Raw genomic sequence first — 24,949 nt, forward strand, 5'->3', positions numbered from 1 at the left:
TGGCAGGCGGCGCGCCGCGGTTGAACCACCGCGGCGCATGCAGCAAGGTGCCCGGATCGGGCGGGTCGAGTCCCCATCCAAAGGAGATGTCCAATGCGTGAAGCCGTGATCGTCGAAGCCGTGCGAACCCCTCTCGGACGAGGCAAGCAGACGGGGGCGCTCTATCCCGTCCATGCCGTCGATCTTGCCGCGAAGGCGCTCGGGGCCCTCATCGACAGGTCGGGGATCGATCCCGCGCTCGTCGAGGACGTGATCATGGGATGCGTGAGCCAGGTCGGCGAGCAGGGTCTGAACGTCGGCCGCAACGCGGCGCTCGCCGCGGGCTTTCCCGAGACCGTCGTCGGGACGACGGTCGACCGGCAGTGCGGGTCGAGCCAGCAGGCGCTGCACTTCGCCGCGCAGGGCGTGATCGCCGGCGCGTACGACGTGGTGATCGCCGCCGGCGTCGAGTCGATGAGCCGGGTGCCGATGGGCACGAGCGCGTACGCCGGCGGCCAGCCCTTCGGGCCGAGCATGATGCAGCGCTACGTCGACCAGAACCTCTACGGCGTCGGCGGTCTCGTGCAGCAAGGCATCTCCGCGGAGATCGTCGCCGAGAAGTGGAACCTCTCGCGGGAGACGCTCGACGAGTTCTCGGTCGGCTCGCACCAGAAGGCGGCCGCCGCGACGCGGAACGGCTGGTTCAAGAACGAGATCGTCCCCGTCGAGGTGCAGCGTCCGGACGGCAGCCGCGACGTCGTCACGACCGACGAGGGCATCCGCGCCGACAGCTCGCTCGCGAAGCTCCTGAGCCTGAAGCCGGCGTTCAAGGACGACGGCGTCATCACCGCCGGCAACTCGAGCCAGATCACCGACGGCGCCGCCGCCGTGCTGGTGATGGAGAAGCGGAAGGCGCTCGCGCTCGGCCTCCGGCCGCGCGCGCGCTTCCACACCTTCGCGCTCGGCGGCGTCGATCCGGTCATCATGCTGACGGGCCCGATTCCGGCGACGCACAACGCTCTCGAGCGCTCGGGCCTCGCGTTCGAGGACATCGATGCGGTCGAGATCAACGAAGCCTTCGCGCCGGTCGTGCTCGCGTGGCAGCGGGAGTTCGACGCCGACCTCGGCAGGGTGAACCTGAACGGCGGCGCCATCGCGCTCGGCCACCCCCTCGGCTGCAGCGGCGCCCGCCTCATGACGACGCTCGTGAACATCCTCGAGCGAACCGGCGGGCGCTACGGCCTCCAGACGATGTGCGAGGGCGGCGGCATGGCGAACGCGACGATCATCGAGCGGTTGGACTGAAGCCGGCCCCTCGTGCGTCGAGCTGCTTGCGCGTTCGTTACGGTTTCGTGAACGCACGCGCGAAGGCCCGGTTCGACCTGGATCTTTGTATCCGTTCTCCCTAGTGAGGTCGCCGTCACGCGGACGCTACGCGCGTCGCGACCAAAGGGGGATACGATGTCCATGAGGCTGGAGCCGCGCTCGACGCGGATGCGGCGAGTCCGCGTGCTGATCGCGCTTGCCGTCTCGATCGGGTTCGCCGGCGCGCCGGCGAGGCTGCTCGCCGAAGCGGGCGGCGCGCCGACCATCGAGCTCTACGTCGACGACGCGACCGGCCAGGTGTTCACCAAGCCCGGTCCGGGACGGAAGCCGCTCGGAACGTTCCAGCGGGTCGAGCCACAGCCGGCCGCGACGGCGCCCGTGGCCCCGACGCAAGCCGCACCGGCGGCGGCGAGGGCTCCCGCGCAGCCGCCGGCGGCCGCGCCCGCCGTCGCGGCGAGCCCGCACACCGAGGAAGAGGTTGCCGGCATCGTCGGCAGGATCTTCAAGAACAAGTGGTACGAGCGCATCTCGCTGCGCGGCTACACCCAGTTCCGCTACACGGCGCTCCTCGAGAAGGACGGGGCGGGCTGGTTCGCGCCCGCCGACCGGAGCGTGCGCGACAACGCCGGCTTCCTGATCCGTCGCGGCCGGATGATCTTCTCGGGCGATCTCTCGGACCACCTCTCGATCTACGTCCAGCCCGACCTGAACGCGTCCCCGACCGACGGCGACTTCTCGCTGCAGCTGCGCGATCTCTACGCCGACGTCGCGCTCGACAAGAAGAAGGAGTTCCGCTTCCGGCTCGGGCAGTCCAAGGTGCCCTTCGGCTGGGTGAACCTGCAGTCGAGCCAGAACCGCATTCCGCTCGAACGACCCGACGCGATCAACTCCGCCGTCGAGGGCGAGCGCGACATCGGCGTCTTCTTCTACTGGGCGCCGGCCGAGATCCGGGAGCGCTTCCGGAACCTCATCAAGGACGGCCTCAAGGGCTCGGGCGACTACGGCGTCTTCGCGCTCGGCATGTACAACGGCCAGGGTCTGAACCGGCTCGACTCGAACGACAACCTGCACGTCGTGAGCCGGCTCACCTATCCCTTCGAGTTGCCGAACGGCCAGTTCATCGAGCCCGGCATCCAGGGCATGTACGGTCGCTTCGTCGTGCGACGCTCGGCCATCCCGACCGGTCCGGACGGCGAGGATCTGACGCCGGAGGATTTCGAGGGCGGCCGCGTCGACCGCCGGGCCGCGGTCACGTTCGTCCTCTATCCGCAGCCGATCGGCTTCGAGACCGAGTGGACGATCGGCGACGGGCCTCGGCTCGTCGCCGGCGACACCCGGATCGGGACCCGCTCGTTCTGGGGCGGCTACGTCCAGGCGCACTACCGGACGCCGTTTCCCTGGGGCAGCTTCATCCCGTTCGTCCGCTGGCAGTACGAGGACGGCGGCCGCAAGTTCGCGCGCAACGCGCCGCGTGCGCGGCTGAACGAGGTCGACTTCGGCATCGAGTACGCGCCGATCTCCGAGCTCGAGATGACGCTGATGTACACCTACTCGCCGTACCGCACGAACACGAACAGCTATCCGTACGACGACATCGACGACGGGTCGCGGCTCGGGATGCAGGTGCAGTGGAACTACTGATCGGCTAGACCGTAGCGAGGGCGATCGTGCCCGCGGCGCGGGGGCCGTCGAGATGCGGCCCGACGCGTCGGAGCCGTGAAGGAGAGGCCATGGACGCGGCGAGCCTGAGTCCGGAGCAGAAGGCGCTCCAGCTCAACCTGGACGACCAGAAGTACGGCACGATCGCCGAGATCGGCGCCGGCCAGGAGGTCGCGAGCTGGTTCTTCCGGGCCGGCCGGGCGGCCGGCACGGTCGCCAAGTCGGTGTCGGCCTACGACATGAAGGTCAGCGACGCGATCTACGGTCGGAGCGGGCGCTACGTCTGCCGCGAGCGGCTGCTCGCGATGCTGCAGCACGAGTACGACCTCCTGCTCGAGCGCTTGGCGGAGACGCGCGGCGACACGACGTGCTTCTTCGCCTTCGCCGACACCGTCGCGACGTGCAGCGCTACGCGCGAGCGTGGCGAGGCATGGCTCGGGATCCGCTTCCAACACGCGCCGCGCGCCGAGTCGTCCGACATCCTGCTGCACGTGCACCTGCTCGACCGCGTGCGTCTCCACGAGCAGGAAGCCCTCGGCATCCTCGGCGTGAACCTCATCTACGGCGCGTACTTCATGGGCAGCGACCCGAAGGCGCTCGTCGCCCTGCTGCTCGACGACCTCTCCTCCCGGCGCGTCGAGATCGATCTCATCCGCTTGTCGGGTCCGGCGTTCCCCGGGATCGACAACCGGCTGATGAGCCTCCAGCTCGTCGAGCAGGAGCACACCGATGCCGTCATGTTCACCGCGGCCGGCGAGGTCGTGCAGCCGTCCGAGGTGCTCTATCGGAAGCCCGTGCTCGTCGAGCGCGGCCGTTTCCGCCCCCTCACCCACCTCACGCTCGACATCCTGGAGCGCGCCTACGAGCAGTTCGTCGAGGACCCCGCCCTCGAGGGCGAGCAGCCGGTCGTGCTGATGGAGATGACGCTCGCCGGGCTCGGCGGCGAGGGCGGCTCGATCGTCCATGCCGACTACCTCTCACGCGTCGACACGCTGCGGACGGTCGGTCAGACCGTGCTGGTCTCGAAGTTCGGCCGCTACTTCCGCCTGGTCGAGTACCTGGCGCGCTATACCCAGAACAGGATCGGTCTCGCGGTCGGCCTCCCGAGCGTCCGCCAGATCGACGACGAGAAGTTCTACGATGACCTTCCCGGCGGCGCGCTCGAAGCCGCGGGCCGGCTCTTCCGCCGCAACGTCCGCATGTACGTCTACCCGGCGCTCGACCCGACGACCGGCGGGGTCATCACGGCCGAGACCGTCGAGCTGCCGGCGGAGTCCCGGCCGCTGCACGCCTTCCTGCGGCAGCGGCGGAGCTTCGAGGCCATCCGCGGCTACAACCCCGACTTCCTCCGCATCATCGCCGACGACGTGCTGGCGCGGCTGCAGAAGGGCGATCCGTCGTGGGAGGCCTCGGTGCCGGCGGGCGTCGCGGCGGCGATCAAGCGGGAAGGGCTGTTCGGTTGGACGGGGGCGCGGAAGGGCGCGTAGGGCGCACCGCTTCGACGGCTTCAGCCGCCGGCGCGGCGGCGGAACTCGCGAGCGCGCCGGGTGGTCCCGTGGAGCTCGAGGAACAGGAGCCCGCGCGCGACCATCATGAAGTAGACCCACAAGGAGAGGAGCGCGGGCCGCGCGAACGCCAGCATCCCCGGCAGCGGGAGCTCCACGAGCAGGACGAGCGGCCCCGCCAGGACGATCACCGCCGGGAACCACTCGATCCAGTTGTCGGCGATGAACCGATAGCTCTCGGCGAGGAGGTCGAGCGACGAATGGTGTCCGAGGTAGATCAGCTCCGGGACGGCGTTGAAGAGCACCACGATCACGAGATTCATCCCGAGGATGATGCCGGGACCCTGCGGGATCGTGCGGAGCGCCGGTGTCGCGAGCGCGAACACCACCCAGAGGAGGAAGGTCACGCCGACGACGTCCCAGAGGTAGACTCCGAAGCTCCGGCGGAAGTCGGCCAGCGAGACCGAGCCCGTCCGCAGGATCATCTCGACCAGGTACAGGAACGAGCTCACGCACGCCGCGGAGACGAGGCTCGTCAGGAAGCCCCCGAGAAGCCCCATGCCCGACGCGACCGTCGCCGCGGCCGCGAGCGCGAGCGCGTACGCGAACGCCGTCCCCGCGACCGGCCAGTTGCGGAGGGTGAGGTCGCCGGCACGCCGGAAAGCGCGTCCGTACATCGCCAGGGTGGTCGCGAGCCAGGTCATCGGGACGTCATGGATGCACGGGGGAGTCGCGATAGATCAACAGATCCTGTCGTTCCGCTTCCCAGGCCGTCTCGTCGCGCGCGGCGAGCGCGTCGAGGTCGGCGGGGGTCGCCGCCGCGTCGTCGACCCACTCGCGCAGCAGGCTGCTTCCGTTGATGACGTCGATCGCGAGCCGCCCCGGCTCGTACTCGTAGAGGAAGTCGCGCCAGAGCGGGTAGTCGGGACGGAGTCGGCGGATCGTCTTCAGCGCGAGCGCGACGAGGCGCCACGGACGGAACGCCGCGTGGCCGTACGCGGAATCGTCGACGTGGACCTGCACGCCGGCGCAGAGCGTGCCGACGTGCTTGTGGAAGGTCGGCTCGAACCAGCACGGACGGAGGCGGCAGCCGCGGAGCCACGCGGGCGCGAGCGATTCCATGGTGCGCAGCAGCGCGGGAGCGTCGAGGTCGGGCGCCCCGAAGAGCTCGAGCGGGCGGGTCGTTCCCCGACCTTCGGAGAGCGTCGTGCCTTCGAGCATGACCGTCCCGGGATACGCGCGCGTCGTCCAGAGCGTCGGGACGTTCGGGCTCGGATTCACCCACGAACGCTCGCCGATCGGCCAGCCGTAGCCGGGAGCGTCATGCGGCCGCCAGCCGTCCATGGCGACGACCTCGCACTCGACGTCGAGCCGCTTCTCGCGCACGAACCAGCGCGCGAGCTCGCCCATCGTGAGCCCGTGGCGCATCGGCAGCGGCCCCGCGCCGACGAAGCTCTCCGCGCCGGGTCGGAGGCGGAGCCCCTCGATCGGTCGTCCGGCGGGGTTCGGCCGGTCGAGCACGACGACCGGCTTCCGCTTCGCCGCCGCTCCTTCGAGCACGTAGAGCAGCGTCGTAGCGAAGGTGTAGATGCGGCAGCCGACGTCCTGGAGATCCATGACGAGCACGTCGCAGGTGTCCAGCATCGCGTCGGTCGGACGGCGGACGGCGCCGTAGAGGCTGAAGACCGGAATCCCGTGGGCGGGATCGTGGAAGTCCGCCGACTCCATCATGTTGTCCTGCTTGTCGCCGCGGAGGCCGTGCTGCGGGCCGAACGCCGCCGTCACACCGAGGTCGCCGCTCGCGGCGAGCGCGTCGAGGGTGTGGACGAGGTCGCGCGTGACCGAGGCGGGGTGGGCGACGAGGCCGAGGCGCTTGCCGGCGAGCGGGCGGCGGAGCGCTCGATCCGCGAGCAGGCGGTCGATGCCGAAGAGCGTCATGTCGATGGCCCCCGCTCCGCGAGCCGAAGGGCGAAGCCGTCGGGGTGGTGGAAGTCGGGCTTCACGGTCGGGTGGCGGAGCGCCCAGTACGAAAGGCGGCCGTCGGCCGCCTCGACAACCACCGCCAAGCCGATGCGCAGGGCGGCGTTCGCATGGGACGCGGAGAGGTCGGCGAGCGCCACGAGCACGTCGAGCGCGAGGGCGTCGTGGTCGAGCCGCACGACGATGCGCGGCTCGCGCGCGGCCGCGGGGAGCGGGGCGCCCTCGCGATAGGCCGCGAACGCGTACGCCGCCCATTCCCGCGCCGGCGAGACGTTGAGCTCGACGTACGCGGAAGCGCCTTCGGCCGCCACGAACACCTCGGCGCAGGTGTGCTCCCAGAGGCGGTCCCCGCGGCGAAGCGGGCCGGGCGGGGGCAGGCGCATGCCGTCGAGGGCGCCGCGCAGGACGTAGCGCAGGCGCAGGGTGCCGTCGGCGGCGCGCTCCGCGAGAGCGGAGACGTCCCACGCGTCGTCGGGTGTCGACGGGTGCGGTGCGAGCGGGATCACGACGTTCGACTCGATGCCATCTCGACGCGCCGCCGTCGAGAGTCGGCGGGATGTCCGCCCGACAATTCGTATCTGGAACGGCGCGGCCTCCTCGCTTAGGCTTGCCGCCGTGAAGCGCGCCGACCAACGTCCGCCGGCTCACGGCCGGCGCGTGCCGACGCTCGCCGCGGAGCGGAGGGCCGTCGCCGAGCTGAGCCGTCGGCTCGCGAGCTCGAAGATGGTGCCCGCGACCGCCGGGAACGTCAGCGTCCGCGCCGGCGGTCTCGTGGCGATCACGCCGACGGGCGCCAACCTCGCCGAGCTCACCCCGCGTCAGGTGTCGGTCGTCGACCTCGACGGCCGCCTGGTCCACGGCGACCTCGCGCCGAGCTCGGAGCTCGGCCTCCATCTCGGCATCTACCGGGAGCACGGCGCCGGCGCCGTCGTGCACACCCACGCGCCCGCGTGTACGGCCGTCGCGAGCGTCCGCGACGAGCTGCCGTGCGTCCACTACGCGATGCTCGGCTTCGGCGGGGCCGTGCCGGTGGCGCCGTACGCGACGTACGGCAGCGCGGAGCTCGCCGCCAACGTGGTCGCCGCGCTCGCCGGCCGGAACGCGACGCTCATGGCGAGCCACGGCGCGATCACGTACGGCCCGACGCTCGCCAAGGCGTTCGAGGCGATGGAGCTCCTCGAGTGGGCGTGCGACCTCTACCTGCGCGCGCTGCCGCTCGGCGAGCCGCGCGTGCTCACCGCCGAGCAGACGGAAGCCGTCGTGACGACGTCCCGCGCGCGGCAGTACGGGACGGTGAGGAAGGTTCCGAAGCCGCGCCGCCAGCCTCGGTGAGGGGTGCGCTCGCGTTGGCGCGGGCGCCTCGTCGGATCACGAACGCCGCCGGCGTCCCGAGCCGTCCGCCGTTCAGATCCACCCGCGTGCGTGCAGGGCGCGCTTCACGAGCTGCGTGAGCGCGAGGTAGCCGATCACCGTCACCACGAGGAACGGCCAGAAGGCGAGCGGGAGCGGCGTGAAGCCGAGCGGGCCCGCGAGCGGCGAGGTGGGGAGCCAGAGCCCGACGAGCATGATGCCGAGGGTCGTCGCGAGGAGCGCGTGGCTCGCGCGGCTCTGGAGGAACGGGACGCGGTTCGTGCGGATGACGTGGATCACGAGCGTCTGCGTCAGCAACGACTCCACGAACCATCCCGTCTGGAAGAGCGCTGCGCGCGCCGGGTCCCAGCAGCCGAACACGTAGAGCAGGACGAAGTAGGTCGTGTAGTCGAAGATCGAGCTGCACGGCCCGAGGGTAAGGATGAAGCGGGTGATCTCGCGCATCGACCAGGGCCGCGGCGCGGCGATCTGCTCCGGGTCGACGTCGTCGGTCGGGATCGGCACCTGCGAGAAGTCGTAGAGCAGGTTGTTGGTGAGGATCTGCAGCGGAGCCATCGGCACGAAGGGCAGCAGCGCGCTCGCGCCGAGCACGCTCAGCATGTTGCCGAAGTTCGAACTCGCGCCCATGCGGACGTACTTGAGGATGTTGCAGAAGACCTTGCGGCCCTCGAGCACGCCGTGCTCCACGACGAGCAGGCTCTTCTCGAGGAGCACGATGTCGGCGGCCTCCTTCGCGATGTCGACGGCGGAGTCGACCGAGATCCCGACGTCGGCGGCGTGGAGCGCCGGCGCGTCGTTGATCCCGTCGCCGAGGAAGCCGACGACGTGGTTCCGCGCCTGCAGCGCCTGGATCACGCGCCGCTTGTGGGCCGGCGTCATGCGGGCGAAGAGCGTCGTGCGCTCCGCGGCCGCGCCGAGCTCCGCGTCGGGCATCGCTTCCACCTGCGCGCCGAGGAGTACCTGGTCCGTCGGGATGCCGACGGCGCCGCAGACGTGGCGGCTCACCGCCTCGTTATCGCCGGTCAGGATCTTCGTCTGGATGCCGCGAGCGCCGAGTGCGCGCAGGGCCACGGACGCGCTGTCCTTCGGCGGGTCGAGGAACGCGATGTAGCCGGCGAGTACGAGGTCGGACTCGTCGCTCTTGGTGTACGTCTCGCGCGCTGGGAAGTCGCGGTAGGCGAGGGCGAGCACCCGGAAACCCTGGCGGGCGAGCGCGTCGGCCTCTTCGCGGAGGTCGGTGGTCATCACGGCGTCGCTCGGCTGCTCCTCGTCGTCGAGGGTGAAGCGGGTGCAGCGGGCCGCGACGGCCTCCGGCGCGCCTTTGCAGATCAGGCGGTGGGTGCCCTCGGGATTCGCGACGACCACCGACATCAAGCGGCGCGTGAAGTCGAACGGCAGCTCGTCGATCTTCTGCCAGTCGGGGACGTTCATGTCGCGATGCACCTCGCGATGCTCGAGGACGGCGCGGTCGAGGACGCTCTTCAGCCCGGTCTGGAAGTGGCTGTTCAGGTAGGCGAGCGCGAGCACGCGATCGTCCTCCACGCCGGCCACGTTGCAGTGGCGCTCGAGGATCACGCGGTCCTGGGTCAGCGTGCCGGTCTTGTCGGTGCAGAGCACGTCCATCGCGCCGAGGTTCTGAATCGCGTTCAGCCGCTTCACGATCACCTTCTTCGCCGACATCGCCAGGCCGCCGCGCGAGAGGCAGACGCTCACGATCATCGGCAGCATCTCGGGCGTCAGTCCGACCGCCACCGCGACCGCGAAGAAGAACGCCTCGTGCCAGTTGCCCTTGGTGAGGCCGTTCACGACGAACACGAGCGGCACCATGACGGCGATGAAGCGGATCATCAGCCAGGTGAAGCGGGCGACGCCGCGGTCGAAGCTCGTCTCCTCCGCCTCGCCGGCGAGGATGCGCGCGATGCCGCCGAGGTAGGTACGCGGTCCGGTCTCGACGACGAGCGCCGTGGCCGAGCCGCTCTCGACGGCGGTGCCGAGGAAGCAGAGGTTGGCGAGCTCGATCGCGGTGCGCTCGGGGCCGGTGACCGCGGCCGTCGCGACCTTCTCGACCGACGTCGATTCGCCGGTGAGGCTCGCCTGGGTGACGAAGAGGTCGCGGCAGGCGAGGATGCGGACGTCCGCCGGGATCATGTCGCCGGCGGAGAGCCGGACGACGTCGCCCGGCACGAGGCGGGCGAGCGGCTCCTCGACCGCCGTACCGGCGCGCAGCGCGGTCGCCGTGACCTGGATCATCGCGCGGAGCTTCGCGGCTGCGTCGGTGGCGCGCGTCTCTTGTACGAAGCGGAGGCCGATGCCGAGCGCGATCATGAGCGCCATGACGGCCGCCGCCGTCGCGTCCCCGGTCGCGAGCGAGATCGTCGCGAGCATGGCGAGGAGCAGCACGAGCGGATTCAGGCACGCGCGGACGAAGAGGCGGAGGCGGCCGTGGCGCTCGTTCTGCGTGACGACGTTCGGACCGTGGCGCGCCAAACGGCGCTCCACCTCGTCCGCCGCGAGCCCCGCCGCCGCGCTCCCGAGGCGGGCGAGCGCATCTCCGGGCGCCAGGGCGGCCACCTCGGTGAGCAGCGGCGACGCCTGGATCGCGCGGCCGGACTCCTTCGCGGCTCGGTGCGTGCGGCGAGACAGCACGGGGCGGAATCTACGACGGCTCGCTCATCCGCGCGAGCCCGCAGGCGTCGATCGTGCTGGTATCGGCCGTCTGCCGCGCGGGCTTCGAACGCCAGATCGTCCGGTCGGCTGGCGCGGCGCGACGACTTCGCGCTAGACCATCGTCAGGTGCCGCGACTGCAGCGCAAAGGTTTCACGGGGCCCGACGAGGTTCGCCGGTTTCCGAACGGCGCCGTCGAGATCGTCATGCTCGACGAGATCGCCGTGAGCCGGTTCGTCTTCGAGCCGGGATGGCGCTGGACGACCGACGTCGGACCGATCGCCGGCACCGAGACCTGCCAACACCGCCACGTCGGCTACACCATCTCCGGCCGCCTGACCGTGCGCATGAACGACGGTACCGTACTGACCATCGGCCCGGGCGACGCGTACGAGATCCCGGCGGGCCACGTCGGGTGGGTCGCGAGCGACGTTCCCTGGGAATCGGTCGAGTTCACCAGCGGCCACGCCTTCGCCAAGACGCCCGACGCGCTCGGCGAGCGGGTGCTCGCGACGATCGTGTTCTCCGACATCTGCGACTCGACCGCGATGCTCGCGCGCGTCGGCGACGCCGAATGGGCGCGGATCGTCCGCGAGCACAACGAGCGCATCCGGGCCGTGATCGACCGCTTCCGCGGCCGCGAGCTCGCGACGCTCGGCGACGGCTTTCTCGCGGTCTTCGACGGCGCGGCGAAGGCCGTCATGGCCGCGGCGGCGATGGAGCCGGCCGTCGCCGATCTCGGCATCCACGTGCGCGCGGGCGTCCACACGGGGGAGGTCGCGATCGTCGGGGGCCAAGCGCGTGGCATCGCCGTGCACGCCGCCGCGCGCGTCTCGGCGCTCGCAGGCGCGGGCGAGGTCGTCGTGTCGGGCACGACGCACGACTTGCTCGACGGCTCGGGGCTCGCGTTCAGCTCACGCGGCCACTACGAGCTGAAGGGCCTGACCGGGGCCCGGCCGATGTTCACGCTCGTGCGCTCGGCGGCATGACTGAGTGACCTCGACGCCCATGGGCTTCCCCGCGCTGTGCTCGGCCACGCAGACCTGCCAGGGGGGTGTCTGCGCCCAGCCGTAGGGGGATCCCGGGAGCGGCGCGGGCCGCTCGCACGCCGTTCCATGGTCGCGACGGCTTCCGTTCGAGTGGAGCGAGCCCGGGAGTCCGGCCGCCATTCGTAGTCGGTAGAAGTCGCGCTGTCGGCGAGACTTGATTTCTGTGAATCAGCGTATCACCGTATCAACGTATGAGAACGACCGTGACGCTGGACGATGACGTCTTTGAAGCGGCGCAGGCCCAGGCCCAGGCGTCGGGCAAGAAACTGGGCAAGGTGCTTTCGCAACTGGCTCGGCGTGGCTTGCGCGTCTCCTCGCCGAGCGCCAGTAAGACCGGGTTGCCGGTGTTCAGAGTCCAGCCGGACGCGGACATCATTCCCAGCTCGCGAGCAAAGGAGTTACTCGCGGAGGATGCGACGTGAAGGCCGCTTTGCTGGACACGAACGTCCTGCTCGCGTTGGCCTGGCCCAATCATCAGCATCATTCCGCGGCGCACGGCTGGTTTGCCGCCCGGGCGAAGAAAGGCTGGGCCACCTGTGCGTTCACCCAGCTTGGTTTCATCCGGCTTTCATCGAGACGTGATCCATCTTCGGGCTGACCCCCGCACGGCGAGCGGCAGACGCCACCCGTTGGGCCTCGGCTTTCGCCGCGGAACGCTCCTCGACCCGCAACTCAGAAGCGGCCGGCGTCGAGGAACGGCAGCACCCAGTAGTGCAGTCCGCTGCCGCCGAACTCGCGCCGGAGCGCTTCGAGGAGCGCCGGGGCGTTCTCGCGCGACAGCGCGATCTCGACGCGGAGGCGCGGCCGGCGTCCGGCGACCTGCTCGGCGAGTCGCAGCGAGGCGGGAGATGTACCGTGTCCGGCAATGCGTTGGGTGCCGAACCCGGGAACGTCTTCGCGCTCGAGGAGCCAGTCGATCAGGGGTTCCTCCAACTCGGGCGCCGCGAACAATACGAGCAGGCAATCTTCCATCGAGCTCTCCCTCAGGACATCGCGCCGAAGCGCCGATAGAGGATGGGGAGCAAGACCAGCGTGAGCGTCGTCGCGGAGACGAGGCCGCCGATGACGACGATCGCGAGCGGCCGCTGGATCTCCGAGCCCGGACCGCTCGCGAACAACAGCGGCACGAGGCCGAAGGCGGCGATCGTCGCGGTCATGAGCACGGGGCGGAGGCGGCGTTGCGCACCCTCGACGACGACGCGGTCGATGGGAAGGCCGAGCGCGCGCAGCTCGTTGAAGTGCGTGACCATGACGACGCCGTTCAGGACCGCGATGCCGAGCAGAGCGATGAAGCCGACCGACGCGGGAACGGAGAGGTATTCGCCCGTGGCCCAGAGCGCGACGACGCCGCCGATCATCGCGAAGGGCACGTTGCTTAGCACGAGGCCCGCCTGGCGCACGGAGCCGAACGTCGAGAAGAGCAGGAGGAAGATCAGCGTGATGGCAACCGGGACGACCATGCCGAGCCGTCGTGCCGCGCGCTGCTGGTTCTCGAACTGACCTCCCCACTCGAGCAGGAATCCCGTCGGTAACGACAACGACTCCGCGACACGCCGCCGGGCCTCGTCGACGAAACCGACCAGATCGCGGCCGGCCACGTTGGCGATGACGACGGCCATGCGGTTCGCCGACTCCCGGCGAAGCGACACCGGTCCTTCCGCCCGCTCCATCGCGACGAGACCGGAGAGCGGCGCACGGTTCCCATTTGGGAGCGCGACGTGCAGCGCCAGGAGCTCCGCCGGCGACGTCCGGATCGCTTCGGCCCCGCGCAGCACGAGCGGAGTCCGGCGCACGCCCTCGTACACCGTGCCGACGGGCACGCCCTCGAGCTGCGCACGCAAGAAGATCCCGACCGCGTCCACGGAAAGCCCTCGCCGTCCCGCCTCGAGCCGGTCGACACGCAGGCTCTCGTAGAGCGCGCCCGTGTTGCGCGGCGTGTAGACGTCTTCCGCTCCAGGGATTGCGCGCAGCACCCGGACGAGATCGTCGGCGGTTCGGTTCAGGCCCTCCAGGTCGGGACCGAAGATCTTGACCGCGACGTCGCCCCGCACTCCGGTCAGCATCTCTGCGACCCGCATCTCGATGGGCTGCGTGAACGTGTAACCGAGCCCCGGGAACCGGTCGAGCACGCGGCGGAGCTCTCCGGCGAGCGCCTCCCGCGACTCCATCCGCCACGCGTCACGGGGCCGCAGCTGCAGGAACGCGTCGGTTTCGTTGAGCCCCATCGGGTCGAGACCGATCTCGTCTGCTCCCGTGCGTGCGACGATGCCGGTCACCTCCGGAACCTCATCGAGGAGAGCGCGTTGTACCCTGCGGTCGAGCTCGACGGATGCCTCGAGACCGATCGACGGCGACTTCTCGAGCTGCACGATCACGTTCCCCTCGTCCATCGTTGGCAGGAACGTCTTGCCGAGGCGGAAATACAGCAGCCCGGCGACCGCGAGCAGCGCCAGGGCGACACCGACGACGGCAGCGCCGCGCCGCAAGCAACCCTCGAGCACGGGCTCGTACAGCCGATGGAGCCAGCGCACGATCACGGGCTCCCCCGCGTGCCCCTCGCCGAGGAGGAACGACGCGAGTACCGGGATGACGGTCAGCGACAAGACCAACGACGCGCTCAGTGCGAACACGATGGTGAGCGCGACCGGCCCGAAGAGCTTGCCTTCGAGTCCCTGCAGCGTGAGCAGCGGAAGGAAGACCACGACGATGATCCCGATCCCCGACGCCGTCGGCAGCGCGACTTCCTTGGCAGCGCGGTAGATGACGTGCAGGCGCGGCACGCGGCTGCCGTCACGCTGCTCGCCGAGCCGCGTCACCACGTTCTCGACGACGACGACGGCGGCGTCGACCAGCATGCCAATGGCGATCGCGAGCCCGCCGAGGCTCATCAGATTGGCCGACAGCCCGACGACATACATCGAGACGAACGTCGCCAGCGCCGCGAGCGGCAGGATGAGCGCGACCGTCAACGCGGCGCGTGCGTTCCCCAGGAACACGAGCAGGAGGAACAGCACGAGGACGATCGCCTCGAACAGCGCCTGGCCGACGGTCTCGACAGCGTGCGCGACGAGCTCGCCGCGGTCGTAGAAGATACGGAGGCGAACGCCGGCGGGTAGCGTCCGCGACAGCTCGTCGAGCTTCCGCCGCACCCCCTGGACGACCTCGCGCGCGTTGGCTCCGCGCAAACCCAGCACCAGCCCTTCGACGGCCTCCCCGCGGCCATCGGCGCTGACCGCGCCGTAGCGGGTGAGCGCGCCGATGCGAACGGTCGCGACGTCGCCGACCCGCACCGGCTCGACGGGATCTGGCGCGACGACGATCGCGGAGACGTCGGCCAGAACGCGCACGCCGCCCTCGGCACGGACCAGAAAGACTTCCTCACCGTACCCGAGACGGCCCGCGCCTTCGTTGCGGTTGTTCGCCTCGAGCGCGCTCCGGAGCTGCTCCATGGTCACTCCGTGCGCGTTCAAGCGCGCGACGTCGGGGACCACCTCGAACGTCCGGACGAACCCGCCGAGGGCGTTGATGTCGGCGACGCCCGGCACCGTACGCAGCGCCGGGCGTATCGTCCAATCGAGGAGCGTCCGCCGCTCCTCGAGCGACAGCGTGTCGCCTTCGATCGTGAACATGAACATCTCCCCGAGCGGCGTCGTCATCGGCGCGAGGCCGCCGCTCACGCCGCTCGGCAGATCCTCCCAGATCCCCGCGAGCCGCTCCGCCACCTGCTGGCGCGCCCAGAAGATGTCGCTGCCTTCCTGGAAATCGATCGTCACGTCGGCGAGGCCGTACTTCGAGACCGAGCGCAGCGTGGTCTGGCGAGGAATGCCGAGCACCTCGACCTCGATCCGGGCGGTGATCCGCTGCTCGACCTCCTCGGGCGTCATGCCGGGGGCCTTCACCACGACCTTCACCTGCGTCGTTGAGACGTCCGGGTATGCGTCGATGGGCGTGTGGGTGATAGCGAACCACCCGCCGCCGATCAGCGCGCCGACGCCCAGCAGCACGAGCAAGCGCTGGGTCAGGGCGAAACGAATCACGTGCCCGAGCATCAGTCGCCGCCTCGCGTCCACAGGGACTTGAGCGAGGCCGTCCCCCGCACGACGATCTCCGCCTCGTCGGGCAGGCTCGCCTCGACGACCACGGAACGCGGCTCCTCCGCGAGCACCCGTACGACCACCGGAACGAATCCTTCCGGCCGCGCGAGGAAGACGTAGCTCGCGTTCCCGACGCGGACGATCGAAGCGAGCGGAACCCGGTACGCCGGCCCCCCCGCTGTCGCAGGGCGAAACTGGACGGAGACGACCTGTCCCGGACGCAGCCGCTCGGCGCCGTCGCGCACCTCCGCGCGCACCGTGACGCCCTGGTCCGCCTCGTGGACGGCCCGCCCGACCGCGATGACCTCGGCCGCGATCCCGAGATCGGAGATCGTCACCGGCGTTCCGGGGATGATGCCGGCGAGTCGCTCGATCGGCGTGTGGATCTCGAGCCAGAGCGGGCTCAGATTGCCGAGCCGGTAGAGGGGGTCCGCGCCCCGCACGCGCTCGCCGACGGTGACGCTCTGCTCGAGTACGATCGCGTCGAGCGGGGACGTCACCGTCATCAGGCTGATGAGCTCGCCCGAGCTGGTGAGACGCTCGAGCGCGTCGGCGTCGAGCCCCGCGAGCCCGAGCGCCTGCCGGCGTTCGGCGAGTGCCGTGATCAGTTGTCGTTGCGTCGCCTGGGTCTCGCGCAACCGCCGCTCGGGAACGAGCCCTTCCGCGAACAGCCGCCGGTCCCGATCTGCGTTCGTGGCGGCGAGCGCCGCCTGACTCTGGAGCTCGAGGTAGTCCCGCTCGATCTCGAGGAGCTCGGGGCTGCGGATGCGCGCCAGCGGCTTGCCCTTCTCGATCGCATCGCCCGCGGCGACGCACAGCTCTTCCACGAGGCCGGCGCGCGGGGCGCTGACGACGTGCAGCTGGGTGTTCGGAACGACGACCTTCGCCGGCAGCGCGGGACCCATCATCCGCTCCACGCGGTCGGCGCGCGCGACGCCGATTCCGAGCGCGTCTCGCTGGGTCGCGTCCAGGACGAGCGTTTCGCCGGCGCCCTCGGCGAGCGAGGCGAGGCACGACGATGCGCAGATCATTACCAGAAGGAGCGCTCGGGACGTGGTCACGGCAGGACGCCCAGGGCTTGATTGTAGTGAGCGATTTCGCGGTCCCGCTCTACCGCACGCGTCTCGGCGACCGCGGTCGCGGACGTCGCCCGGTCGCGAACCAGCAGCAGCGTGACCAAGTCGGATTCCCCGAGCTCGAACGCCCGCTCTGCCATGCGCTCGCTCTCGCGGGCGAGATCGGCCGCGGAGCGGGCCGCGCCGAGCGCCGCCTCCGATGCCGCCAGCCGGAGCTCCGCCGCACGAATTGCGAGGCGCACCTCGCGTGCAGCGGCGCGATGATCACGCTCGGCCTCGGCGGCGATGCGCGCGAAGCGCGTGATCTCCGCGTCCACCTGGGCGGGAATCCCGATCGGGACGGAAACGCCGAAGATGATCGACTCGTTGAAGTACTGCCCGCGGGCATCGCGCTCGCGCTGTCCGCCGAGCGTCACGGACGGGGCGCCTCCGCGGTCGCGGCGCGTGGCCTCCATTTCGGCCTCGGCCCGTGCCCAGCGAGCACGTGTCGCGGCGAGACGGGGGTGGTCCTCCTCGTTTGGGAGGACGGCAGCGCGCCGCTCGCGGAAGTCGGCCGGCAGCGCCGTGAGACCCGACAAGCTCTCGTAGGCGCTCAGCGCCTGTGCGACGACGCTCCTCGCCTGCAGCTCCTCGGCGCGGCGACGCCAGGTGTCCTCGCGCGCGAGGATCGTATCGCTGTGGGCCAGCTCACCAGCTTGCGAACGACGCTCGACCCGCTTCTCGAGCTCGAGGGCTGCGGTTGCGACACGCTCTGCGCGGCCGAGATCCGTTCGCGCGATCGCGACGGCCCAGACCGCCTCGCGCACCTCTCCGGCGACCTCCCAGTCGAGAGTCGAGCCGGCGCTGCGCGCTTCGAGGTCTGCGGCCACGGCGATGCGCCCCCGGGCGTCTCGCCGGCCCGGCAGCCAGACCGGCAGGGACAGGGCGACGATAGACTCGTGGAGCCCGTCGTTGCTTCCGACGGCGTCCGTGCGATGGCTGAGCGCAACGGACGGAATCCCTGCGAGCCAGCTCGAGCCTCGCCGCGACAGCGCCGCCGCCTCCGCCGACGTCACGGCGATCACCGGCCGCGCCGGGCTGCGCTCGACCGCACGCGCCACCACCTCGGCGAGCGTCGGATCCGCCGCCGCGCTCGGAGGCGGCGCAAGGGAGACGATCAGGAGCCAGAATGCACTCGCCCCATGGGCACGGCGGCGCATCCGATCGCGAGGGTGGGTGCGACCATCATCCGCAACGTTCCTGGTGCGCGCCGCCATGGTCCTCATCGACCCCTGTATGCAGGCGTCTCCCCGGCCGATCCATTGAACGGATGTGATAGACCAGTCCATTCCGGTGGTTGCGGCCGAGTGATCGTCCCGATGTGACATCATGGAGACGCGCCGTGGCAGCGAAGGCTGACCGCCAGGAGGGATCCCCCCTCACGTGGACGCCCCAGGTCGCGCCACCAAGAGCGCATCGTCTGCGCGCGTGATGCCGAGTTGCCGCAGCAGGTAGCGAACGTCCTCCGGGTCGTGGAACTCCTCGCCCAGTCGCAGCGCGGCGCATTTCATCGCGAGCAGATAGTGCGGCTCGGCCGCGAAGACTTTCAGGTGATCGAGTTCGAGGAAGGGTAGGAAGTCGCGCGACCGGACGCCTGCCGGCGATCGCGGCGCGCCCGAAGCAGCGCCGACGAGCGGAGGCCAGCCGCCTCAGATCACGCCGAGCGCCAACATAGCGCGCGCTACACGTTGGAATCCCGCGATGTTGGCGCCGACCACGTAGTTACCGGGCTTGCCGAACTCGTCGGCCACCGCGTAACACTCCTCGTGGATGCCGTGCATGATCTCGCGCAGGCGTTGCTCGGTGAATTCGAAGGTCCAGGCATCGCGACTCGCGTTCTGCTGCATCTCGAGCGCCGAGGTGGCCACGCCGCCGGCGTTGGCTGCCTTGCCGAGCCCGAAGGCCACGCCCGCATCGCTGAACACACGCGATGCCTCCGGGGCCGTGGGCATGTTCGCGCCCTCGGCGACGAGGAAGCAGCCGTTCTTCACCAGCGTGCGTGCCGACCGTTCGTCCAGCTCGTTCTGTGTCGCACAGGGCAGCGCGATCTCGCAGGGGATGTCCCACACCGATCCTTGCGCCTGGTAGCTCGCGCGGCCCCGGCCGCGCCCGTAGGTTTCGAGACGTCCACGCTCGATCTCTTTGATCTGCTTCACCCGGTCGAGATCGATGCCATCCGGATCGTGCACGACCCCGGTTGAATCCGAACACGCCACCACGCGGGCACCGAGCTCCTGCAATTTCTCGATCGCATAGATCGCGACATTGCCCGAGCCGGAGACGACGGCCGTGAGGCCGTCGATGGTGTAGCCGCGAGCCTTCAGCATCTCCTCCACGAAGAACACGAGGCCGTAGCCGGTGGATTCCCTGCGCACCAACGCACCGCCCCAGGCCGGGCTCTTGCCGGTGATGACCGCCGATTCATAGCGGTTGGTGATGCGCTTGTACTGGCCGAAGAGATAGCCGATCTCGCGCGAGCCGACACCGATGTCGCCAGCGGGGACGTCCGTGTATTCGCCGATGTGGCGATAGAGCTCGGTCATGAAGCTCTGGCAGAAGCGCATCACCTCGCTGTCGCTCTTGCCCTTGGGGTCGAAATCCGAACCGCCCTTGGCGCCGCCGATCGGCATGCCGGTGACGGCATTCTTCAGCACCTGCTCGAAGGCGAGGAACTTGATCACGCCGAGATAGACCGAAGGATGAAAGCGCAGACCGCCCTTGTAGGGCCCGAGCGCGCTGTTGAAGCCGACGCGGAAACCGCGATTGATCTGCACCTTGCCGGCATCATCCTGCCACGGCACGCGGAAGATCACCTGCCGTTCGGGCTCGCAGATACGCTCGATGATCTTCTGCTCGGCGTACTCCGGGTGTTTCTTCAGCACCGGGACGAGCGTCCCGGCCACCTCGCGCACGGCCTGGTGGAACTCGGCTTCGCCGGGGTTGCGACGGATGACTTGATCGAGGATGGAAGCGACGAGCTCATCGACGTTGATCATGGGGAATCCTTCAGTCGTTGCGGGAACCAGGGACGAACAAGAAGAAAGGTTCGCTCGCGGTATTGGCGGTCGTAGGAGTCGCCGTCGAGATGACGGGACTCCGTGAGCGGATCTCTCGTAGCGGGGTCTTCGGGCTCCGGCTGGTCCGCCGCCCCGGCTGAGCGCTCGCGCACCTAGCCGGCGACCAGGATGGTCTTACCGGCCTGGCGCGGCCCGACCAGGATCACGATGGGACTGTCGTGCAGAGCCGCTTCCAGGGCCAGCCGCAGGCGGCGAGGCACCCGTTCTCCGGGACGCATGGGGACGGATATCTACCACGATCTGCTCGGAGTCCAACTGCGATCTGGTCGCATTCGTCGCGCACGGGGGGATCGTCGAGGGCGACGCGGCGGCTGTCTTCGAGAACGCGTTCGCGTCATATCTGTGAGCCTCGCGAAAGGAGGGACCGCAGCATGGACATCGTCGTCAATCCCGAGATCTCGCTCCTCGATCAGGTGAAAATGCAGGCGCAGGTACTCGTTCCGGTGCTGCGGGAGCTCCGCGCCGCGCTCGGCGTGGAGCGCGCCAACGCGCTCGTGACGAAGGCGCTCCGGGAGTGGTCGCGCGACACCTTCCTCAGGATCGGCGCCGCCAAGCCCGGAACCCCGCGCGAGCGCTGGCAGACGCTCACGGAGGAGATGATGCCGCGGATCGGGTCGGACATCGACATGCAGGTGCGGGAGCTCGAGCCGGACACGATGACGATCGACATCACTGGCTGCCGGTATGCCGACTTCTTCCGCGCGCTCGACGAGCCCGAGCTCGGCGCCGTGCTGCTCTGTGAGAGCGACGACCACATCGCCGAGGTCGGAGGCGACGAGGTCCAATTCACCCGCACGCAGACGATCATGAAGGGCGCCAAGTACTGCGACTTCCGCTACCGCATGAAGCGGTCCGAAGGATGACCGCACCGCTGATTCATTTCGTGATGGGCAGTATCGGAGCCCTGGTCGTGTTCCTGGTCTTCGCCCGCCTGTCGGGAGTCACCAGCTTCTCGGACCCGTTCGGTGTCGTCTGCTTCGGCATCATCTGCGCCTCGGCAGCGCACTTCGTTTCACCCTGAGCAACTCCAGTCGTCATTGCCATCTACGCCGTGGCCAACGCGGGTGAGCTCTATCAGGAGCGCAAGGCGCGCCAAGCCCGGGAGCCACGAGACGCCGGGTAGCGGCCGCGATCACCTCGGCGTGCTTACCGGCGCCGGGTGTTCGTGTTGCGATGGCGCAGCCAAGAGAAGGAGGGCCACATGATCGATGCGAAGCCGCACCTGCCGGAATGGGCGAGCCCGAAGTGGATGCAGCGCATGGCCGAGCTGCAGCCGCACATGTTCCAGAAGTTCGTCGAGTTCGAGGAGGCCGTCTACGAGTCGACGACGCTGCCCGCGAAGACGAAGGAGCTGATCGCCGTGGCCGTCACGCACGTGACGCAATGCGACGGTTGTATGGAGTACCACACCATGAGGGCGAAGCGGGCCGGGGCGAGCGACGAAGAGATCGTCGCCGCGATGTTCGTGGCCGCGGAGCTGCGCGCGGGCGCCGCGCTCGGCCATCACCTGCCGTCGCACCGCGCGATGTCCAAGACGGGGAGCTGAGGTCGATGAGCGACGAGCGCTACGACTAGGACGCGATCCTCGGCGGTCTCGGCAAGCACCAGCGCGTGTGCACGATCCGTCGTCAGGGAGAACAGGAAGAAGGGCTCGGGGGGAGCGCGAAGCTCCGATACGCGCGGTTGGACGTCAACGCGACGGCAAATACCGCCTAGCGACCCTCCGTATCAGCCTGAGCACCCGGCGCGCCGCCGCCGGGATCGGCGTCCCCGGGCCGAAGACCGCCTTCACGCCCGCTCCGGCGAACTGCTCGATGTCCAATCCCTTCGACAGCACGCATCTCCCGCGAGGTGTACGCGAGGATGTCGGCGACGATCCGCATCGAGGGCGTGGGCGGATCGATGTAGGTGTTCCGCACGGTCGATCCCTACGAGTAGTCAGTCACCCGCCGGCACCGCTCGTGCGTTGAGGCACTGCCGGAGTCGTGGTAGCGGCCCGGCGCGTGATCTTCCGTGACCGGTGGCGCCGACGGCGCGTCGCGAAGTCCCGTGCGCGCCGGGCCGTCGAAACCATCGGGTGGGTGGGGGCGGCGCTCGCCATCCGCTGGGCACTGCTCGATGCCTACGTCGTGCCGTCCGGCAGCATGCTTCCGACTCTCCTGATCGGCGACCGGATGTTCGTCGACAAGACGGCGTATGGGCTGCGCGTGCCGTTCACGACCACATGGCTCGTCCGTTGGGCCACACCCGCACGCGGTCAGGTGGTGATCTTCGTCGACCCGGCGGACTCGACGCGAATTTTGGTCAAGCGCGTCGTCGCCGTTGCCGGCGATCGTCTCCAGTGGGACGAGCGAGGCCTCGTATTGAACGGCATCCCGGTCGCGCAGCGGCCGCTACCGGATGGCAAGCGGTGGCATAGCGAGGTTCCGCGCGGCATCCCAGTCGTATGCGGCGGTGATCGAATCGCTCGGCGACCGCCCCCACCGGATGCTCGTCGGGCCCGACAGTACGCATGAGCCCGGGACGATCGTGGTGCCAGCGGGATACGTGTTCGTGTTCGGGGACATGCGGCCCCTTGCCCGCGACAGCCGAAATTTCGGACCGGTCGCGATCGATACCGTTGTCGGGCGAGCCGCCGTCGTTTGGCTGAGCTGTACGGCGCCGCTCTTTACCAATGGGTGGCTCTGCGATCCGCGTACGATCCGTTGGGAAAGGATCGGCCACGGCGTCCAGTGAACAAAGTCTACGCCTTTACGACGATAACCCTGCCCCCTTCTGCCGAGGGAATCACATCCAAGACCCGCGACATCATCGGCCGCAGGTCGCCGATGTCGTTGCTCCGGGCGGCTATCACCACTACCGCGATATCGAGTCCCCCGAGGCTTGCTGGAACTCGATGCCCTGGTCGACGGTCAGAAAGATGTCGAACGCACCGGCCGCCTTCCGAAGCAGCGACCCGTTTCTCGTGCCAGCCCACCCCATTTTCGCGACCGTTCGCACGTCATGGCCCGGGAGGTCGTGACGCAGCTTTCGCGGTGCGCACTCATCCAGCAGCACGCGCACGGGATTCCAGATGGCTAACAGGCATGAGCGAGGGCCAGGTCCTTGCCCACTTCCCGAGCCTGTGCTCGGAAGACGTACGTGCGTGTCTCGCGTTCGCCGCCGTACGTGACGCCGCCTCGCGATGGGGCGGCCACGGTAGCTCAAGGCGGCGGGTTTCAGGCCGCCTTCTCGGGCGCGTAGTGCAGGACGAGCAGCTGGCGTGCTCGTACCGGCACGAGCGCGTAGGTTTCGCCTCCGTCGTCGCTGAACTCGACCTCGAAGGTGTCGTCACCGAGCGTCTCGACCACCCTGCCGACCTGTCCGCGCCGAAGCGTGTGCGCTGGAATGGCCTCAGTCAGGGCCACGACATCGAGTAGCTGAATCGCGTCCTTCATCGTGTTTCCCTCGTGCGGACAACGTGGCAGGTGATGAACCTCGGAAAAGCTTCGTTGCGACGAATCATCCAGCGGCTGCGGACGACGGCGCGCCTACCGCCGCGCACCATCTCGAACTCTATCACGTAGTGCTCGCCATGATCGTTCTCTGTCGTGTTGTCAAAGGGGCCTCTCCTATCCGTCTTGCGGGACGGGGACCGAGGGGGGTAGGGTCACTGGCATGCAGGTCGAGCTGACCGATCGAGCGCGCCGAGCGCTGGAGGCCCTGCAACCCGAGTCCGAGCCGGGGGCGGCGATCGAGGCCGTCACGCTCGACGCGCTCCGGTCCCGCTTGCGCGACTGTCTCGCCGAAATCGGGGCGTTCGAGGCCCGGTACGGCTGCCCGTTCGAGGACCTCGCGCGCGAGTGGGGTTCGCGGCCATCCGGCGCCGCTCACGCCCACGCCGCCGAGCGCGACTACATGGAGTGGGAGGCGCTCACGATGGAGCGTGCGGAGATCCTTGCACTCCTTCGCGAGCTGACAACGGCGCCGCGTGCGCCGGTTTGACCATCCCGGCGACTTCGAGGCCGCGCTTACGGAAGCCGCTGCGGCTGTGCTGCCGGCGGCTCGCGTCGTTCGCATTCGGCGCACCATCGTCGCCACGAAGCTCCGCATCGAGCTCGGTCCCGTCCGCTTCGTCGACTGCTTCTTCAACGCCCGGAACCAACGGATGGACCTGAGCGTCATCGAGAACGGCGAGCGTGTGCTCGGGTATGACAACCTCGGCGGCTGGCATCGGCATCCCTGGGGACGGCCAAACATCCACGAGCCGTGCGAGGCGCCGACTCTGGACGCGGTGCTGCGAGAGATCGCCGTCGTTACGGAATAGGGACGAAGGTCGGGAAACGCGCGAAGGTCCGATAATCAGCGATTGATCGGGATAGGGGGCAGCGGATCGTCCGCTGCTCCCCTCCCACACCACCGGACGTACGGGTCCGTATCCGGCGGTTCGGATCGTTGAGGTCAGCGCGCCAACCTTGGGACTCCGATGCCGTCAAAGTAGGTGTTGGGCAAAGCAGTTTGGAGCGCGACGTGACCAGCCGTCCTCCACCAGCGTTTGCAGTAGGCCGCGACTTGCGCGACATGGCGCGTCGAGAGACCTCGGGCGCGTAGCTCGCGGAAGACCTTGGCCCCCCGCCCCCACTGCTTCAGTTGCACCAGTCTGAGTCGCCGGCGAATCCAGGTCGTTATTAGCGCCGAGTCGACATAATCGGCGATTATCGGACCTACGCCCGGAATCGTCCCTGTCGGTGCCCCCTGCCAAGCGCAAATCGCTACCGTGCCTGGCCCCCAGGGACCGCAAGGCGAGCCCGGACCGTCGGGTGCCTCCGGGGCTCAAGGACCTTCTGGTCCGCAGGGTCTCCAGGGAGATGTCGGGCCGTCCGGACCGCCAGGGCCAACGGGCACGCAGGGTCCGATTGGCCAGCAAGGCGACCCTGGGCCGCAAGGACCACCAGGCCCGCCCGCGCCGGACATAAGCGTCCGCGCCTTCACGGCTACGCCTGTTCCCGTGCCATACGGGGTTGCTGCACGGCCGTGACCGCGCCGGTCTCGCCGTCGGTGATCGCCTCGCGGCGGGCGCGGCGCCGATAGAACGCGCGGAGCGCGCGGACGTGGACGGCGAGCACCTTCCGGCAGAGCGCGTGATCGAA

The 24,949-nt window shown here is 69.4% G+C and carries 26 protein-coding genes and 1 pseudogene; 16 read left to right on the forward strand and 11 right to left on the reverse strand.

Annotated elements, in window-relative coordinates; all coding sequences use genetic code 11:
* The first annotated feature begins 93 nt into the window (after positions 1-93).
* The 3 genes from IT293_05175 to IT293_05185 all read left to right on the forward strand — a co-directional run bounded on the left by IT293_05175 (position 94) and on the right by IT293_05185 (position 4,451).
* Positions 94-1,284: a thiolase family protein gene (locus tag IT293_05175; protein ID MCC6764038.1), complete on the forward strand. Its 1,191-nt coding sequence runs from the start codon at positions 94-96 to the stop codon at positions 1,282-1,284.
* A gap of 156 nt (positions 1,285-1,440) precedes the next feature.
* On the forward strand, positions 1,441-2,946 hold the full coding sequence (locus IT293_05180; GenBank protein MCC6764039.1) for a porin: 1,506 nt from the start codon (positions 1,441-1,443) through the stop codon (positions 2,944-2,946).
* 89 nt (positions 2,947-3,035) lie between these two features.
* Positions 3,036-4,451, forward strand: a complete 1,416-nt coding sequence (locus IT293_05185; GenBank protein ID MCC6764040.1) for a TonB-dependent receptor — start codon at positions 3,036-3,038, stop codon at positions 4,449-4,451.
* Between the two features lie 20 nt (positions 4,452-4,471).
* Here IT293_05185 and IT293_05190 read toward each other — a convergent pair whose 3' ends face one another.
* Genes IT293_05190 through IT293_05200 form a run of 3 tightly spaced genes read right to left on the reverse strand, consistent with a single transcriptional unit; the run spans position 4,472 to position 6,955 of the window.
* Entirely contained in the window at positions 4,472-5,173 is a 702-nt protein-coding gene (locus IT293_05190) for a hypothetical protein (GenBank protein ID MCC6764041.1), read from the reverse strand.
* A 7-nt stretch (positions 5,174-5,180) separates the two neighbouring features.
* On the reverse strand, positions 5,181-6,407 hold the full coding sequence (locus IT293_05195; protein ID MCC6764042.1) for a DUF1343 domain-containing protein: 1,227 nt from the start codon (positions 6,405-6,407) through the stop codon (positions 5,181-5,183).
* A complete protein-coding gene (locus IT293_05200; protein ID MCC6764043.1) occupies positions 6,404-6,955 on the reverse strand; it encodes a DOMON-like domain-containing protein in 552 nt (183 codons plus the stop codon). The genes IT293_05195 and IT293_05200 overlap by 4 nt, the downstream gene beginning before the upstream one ends.
* Before the next feature lie 13 nt (positions 6,956-6,968).
* On the opposite strand from IT293_05200, the gene IT293_05205 reads away from it, so the two are divergent.
* Positions 6,969-7,781: a class II aldolase/adducin family protein gene (locus IT293_05205; GenBank protein MCC6764044.1), complete on the forward strand. Its 813-nt coding sequence runs from the start codon at positions 6,969-6,971 to the stop codon at positions 7,779-7,781.
* 72 nt (positions 7,782-7,853) lie between these two features.
* Here IT293_05205 and mgtA read toward each other — a convergent pair whose 3' ends face one another.
* Complete coding sequence (mgtA, locus tag IT293_05210) at positions 7,854-10,466, reverse strand: magnesium-translocating P-type ATPase (protein ID MCC6764045.1); 2,613 nt, start codon at positions 10,464-10,466, stop codon at positions 7,854-7,856.
* A gap of 147 nt (positions 10,467-10,613) precedes the next feature.
* On the opposite strand from mgtA, the gene IT293_05215 reads away from it, so the two are divergent.
* The 3 genes from IT293_05215 (at position 10,614) to IT293_05225 (ending at position 12,132) form a co-directional block, all read left to right on the forward strand.
* A complete protein-coding gene (locus IT293_05215) occupies positions 10,614-11,474 on the forward strand; it encodes a hypothetical protein (GenBank protein MCC6764046.1) in 861 nt (286 codons plus the stop codon).
* Positions 11,475-11,737: 263 nt separating this feature from the next.
* A complete protein-coding gene (locus IT293_05220) occupies positions 11,738-11,956 on the forward strand; it encodes an antitoxin (GenBank protein MCC6764047.1) in 219 nt (72 codons plus the stop codon).
* A complete protein-coding gene (locus tag IT293_05225) occupies positions 11,953-12,132 on the forward strand; it encodes a hypothetical protein (protein MCC6764048.1) in 180 nt (59 codons plus the stop codon). Before IT293_05220 ends, IT293_05225 begins: the two co-directional genes overlap by 4 nt.
* A 74-nt stretch (positions 12,133-12,206) precedes the next feature.
* Here the strand turns inward: IT293_05225 and IT293_05230 are convergent, their stop codons facing one another.
* From IT293_05230 to gdhA, 5 genes are all read right to left on the reverse strand, one after another.
* Positions 12,207-12,506, reverse strand: a complete 300-nt coding sequence (locus IT293_05230) for a DUF3240 family protein (protein ID MCC6764049.1) — start codon at positions 12,504-12,506, stop codon at positions 12,207-12,209.
* A gap of 11 nt (positions 12,507-12,517) precedes the next feature.
* Positions 12,518-15,583 (reverse strand): efflux RND transporter permease subunit, encoded by a 3,066-nt coding sequence (locus IT293_05235; GenBank protein ID MCC6764050.1) that lies wholly within the window; start codon positions 15,581-15,583, stop codon positions 12,518-12,520.
* Entirely contained in the window at positions 15,583-16,689 is a 1,107-nt protein-coding gene (locus IT293_05240; protein ID MCC6764051.1) for an efflux RND transporter periplasmic adaptor subunit, read from the reverse strand. The genes IT293_05235 and IT293_05240 overlap by 1 nt, the downstream gene beginning before the upstream one ends.
* Positions 16,686-17,903, reverse strand: coding sequence for a TolC family protein (locus IT293_05245; protein MCC6764052.1), 1,218 nt, complete (start codon positions 17,901-17,903; stop codon positions 16,686-16,688). Before IT293_05245 ends, IT293_05240 begins: the two co-directional genes overlap by 4 nt.
* Positions 17,904-18,392: 489 nt before the next feature.
* Positions 18,393-19,739, reverse strand: coding sequence for an NADP-specific glutamate dehydrogenase (gene gdhA / locus IT293_05250; GenBank protein MCC6764053.1), 1,347 nt, complete (start codon positions 19,737-19,739; stop codon positions 18,393-18,395).
* A 452-nt stretch (positions 19,740-20,191) separates the two neighbouring features.
* Between gdhA and IT293_05255 the strand changes: the two genes are divergently transcribed.
* The 6 genes and pseudogenes from IT293_05255 (at position 20,192) to IT293_05280 (ending at position 22,993) form a co-directional block, all read left to right on the forward strand.
* Positions 20,192-20,683 (forward strand): L-2-amino-thiazoline-4-carboxylic acid hydrolase, encoded by a 492-nt coding sequence (locus IT293_05255; GenBank protein MCC6764054.1) that lies wholly within the window; start codon positions 20,192-20,194, stop codon positions 20,681-20,683.
* Entirely contained in the window at positions 20,680-20,841 is a 162-nt protein-coding gene (locus tag IT293_05260) for a hypothetical protein (protein ID MCC6764055.1), read from the forward strand. The genes IT293_05255 and IT293_05260 overlap by 4 nt, the downstream gene beginning before the upstream one ends.
* A gap of 228 nt (positions 20,842-21,069) precedes the next feature.
* Entirely contained in the window at positions 21,070-21,366 is a 297-nt protein-coding gene (locus tag IT293_05265) for a carboxymuconolactone decarboxylase family protein (GenBank protein ID MCC6764056.1), read from the forward strand.
* A gap of 457 nt (positions 21,367-21,823) precedes the next feature.
* Positions 21,824-22,336 (forward strand): signal peptidase I, encoded by a 513-nt coding sequence (gene lepB / locus IT293_05270; protein ID MCC6764057.1) that lies wholly within the window; start codon positions 21,824-21,826, stop codon positions 22,334-22,336.
* Between the two features lie 13 nt (positions 22,337-22,349).
* Entirely contained in the window at positions 22,350-22,556 is a 207-nt protein-coding gene (locus IT293_05275) for a S26 family signal peptidase (GenBank protein MCC6764058.1), read from the forward strand.
* Between the two features lie 350 nt (positions 22,557-22,906).
* Positions 22,907-22,993 (forward strand): annotated as a pseudogene (locus IT293_05280) (DUF433 domain-containing protein).
* Positions 22,994-23,038: 45 nt separating this feature from the next.
* Here IT293_05280 and IT293_05285 read toward each other — a convergent pair.
* A complete protein-coding gene (locus tag IT293_05285) occupies positions 23,039-23,257 on the reverse strand; it encodes a DUF4926 domain-containing protein (GenBank protein ID MCC6764059.1) in 219 nt (72 codons plus the stop codon).
* 220 nt (positions 23,258-23,477) lie between these two features.
* Here IT293_05285 and IT293_05290 point away from each other — a divergent pair, with 220 nt between their 5' ends.
* The 3 genes from IT293_05290 to IT293_05300 all read left to right on the forward strand — a co-directional run bounded on the left by IT293_05290 (position 23,478) and on the right by IT293_05300 (position 24,837).
* On the forward strand, positions 23,478-23,804 hold the full coding sequence (locus IT293_05290) for a hypothetical protein (protein MCC6764060.1): 327 nt from the start codon (positions 23,478-23,480) through the stop codon (positions 23,802-23,804).
* Complete coding sequence (locus IT293_05295) at positions 23,791-24,126, forward strand: hypothetical protein (protein ID MCC6764061.1); 336 nt, start codon at positions 23,791-23,793, stop codon at positions 24,124-24,126. The genes IT293_05290 and IT293_05295 overlap by 14 nt, the downstream gene beginning before the upstream one ends.
* Before the next feature lie 387 nt (positions 24,127-24,513).
* Positions 24,514-24,837, forward strand: a complete 324-nt coding sequence (locus IT293_05300; GenBank protein ID MCC6764062.1) for a hypothetical protein — start codon at positions 24,514-24,516, stop codon at positions 24,835-24,837.
* On the opposite strand, the gene IT293_05305 is transcribed toward IT293_05300, so the two are convergent.
* Positions 24,794-24,949, reverse strand: a 156-nt coding sequence (locus IT293_05305) for a hypothetical protein (GenBank protein MCC6764063.1), incomplete at its 5' end; no start/stop codon positions are given. The two genes, IT293_05300 and IT293_05305, sit on opposite strands and share 44 nt — an antisense overlap.

The organism is Deltaproteobacteria bacterium (genome assembly GCA_020848745.1).
In the GTDB taxonomy this organism is placed as follows: Bacteria; Desulfobacterota; Binatia; order UTPRO1; family UTPRO1; genus UTPRO1.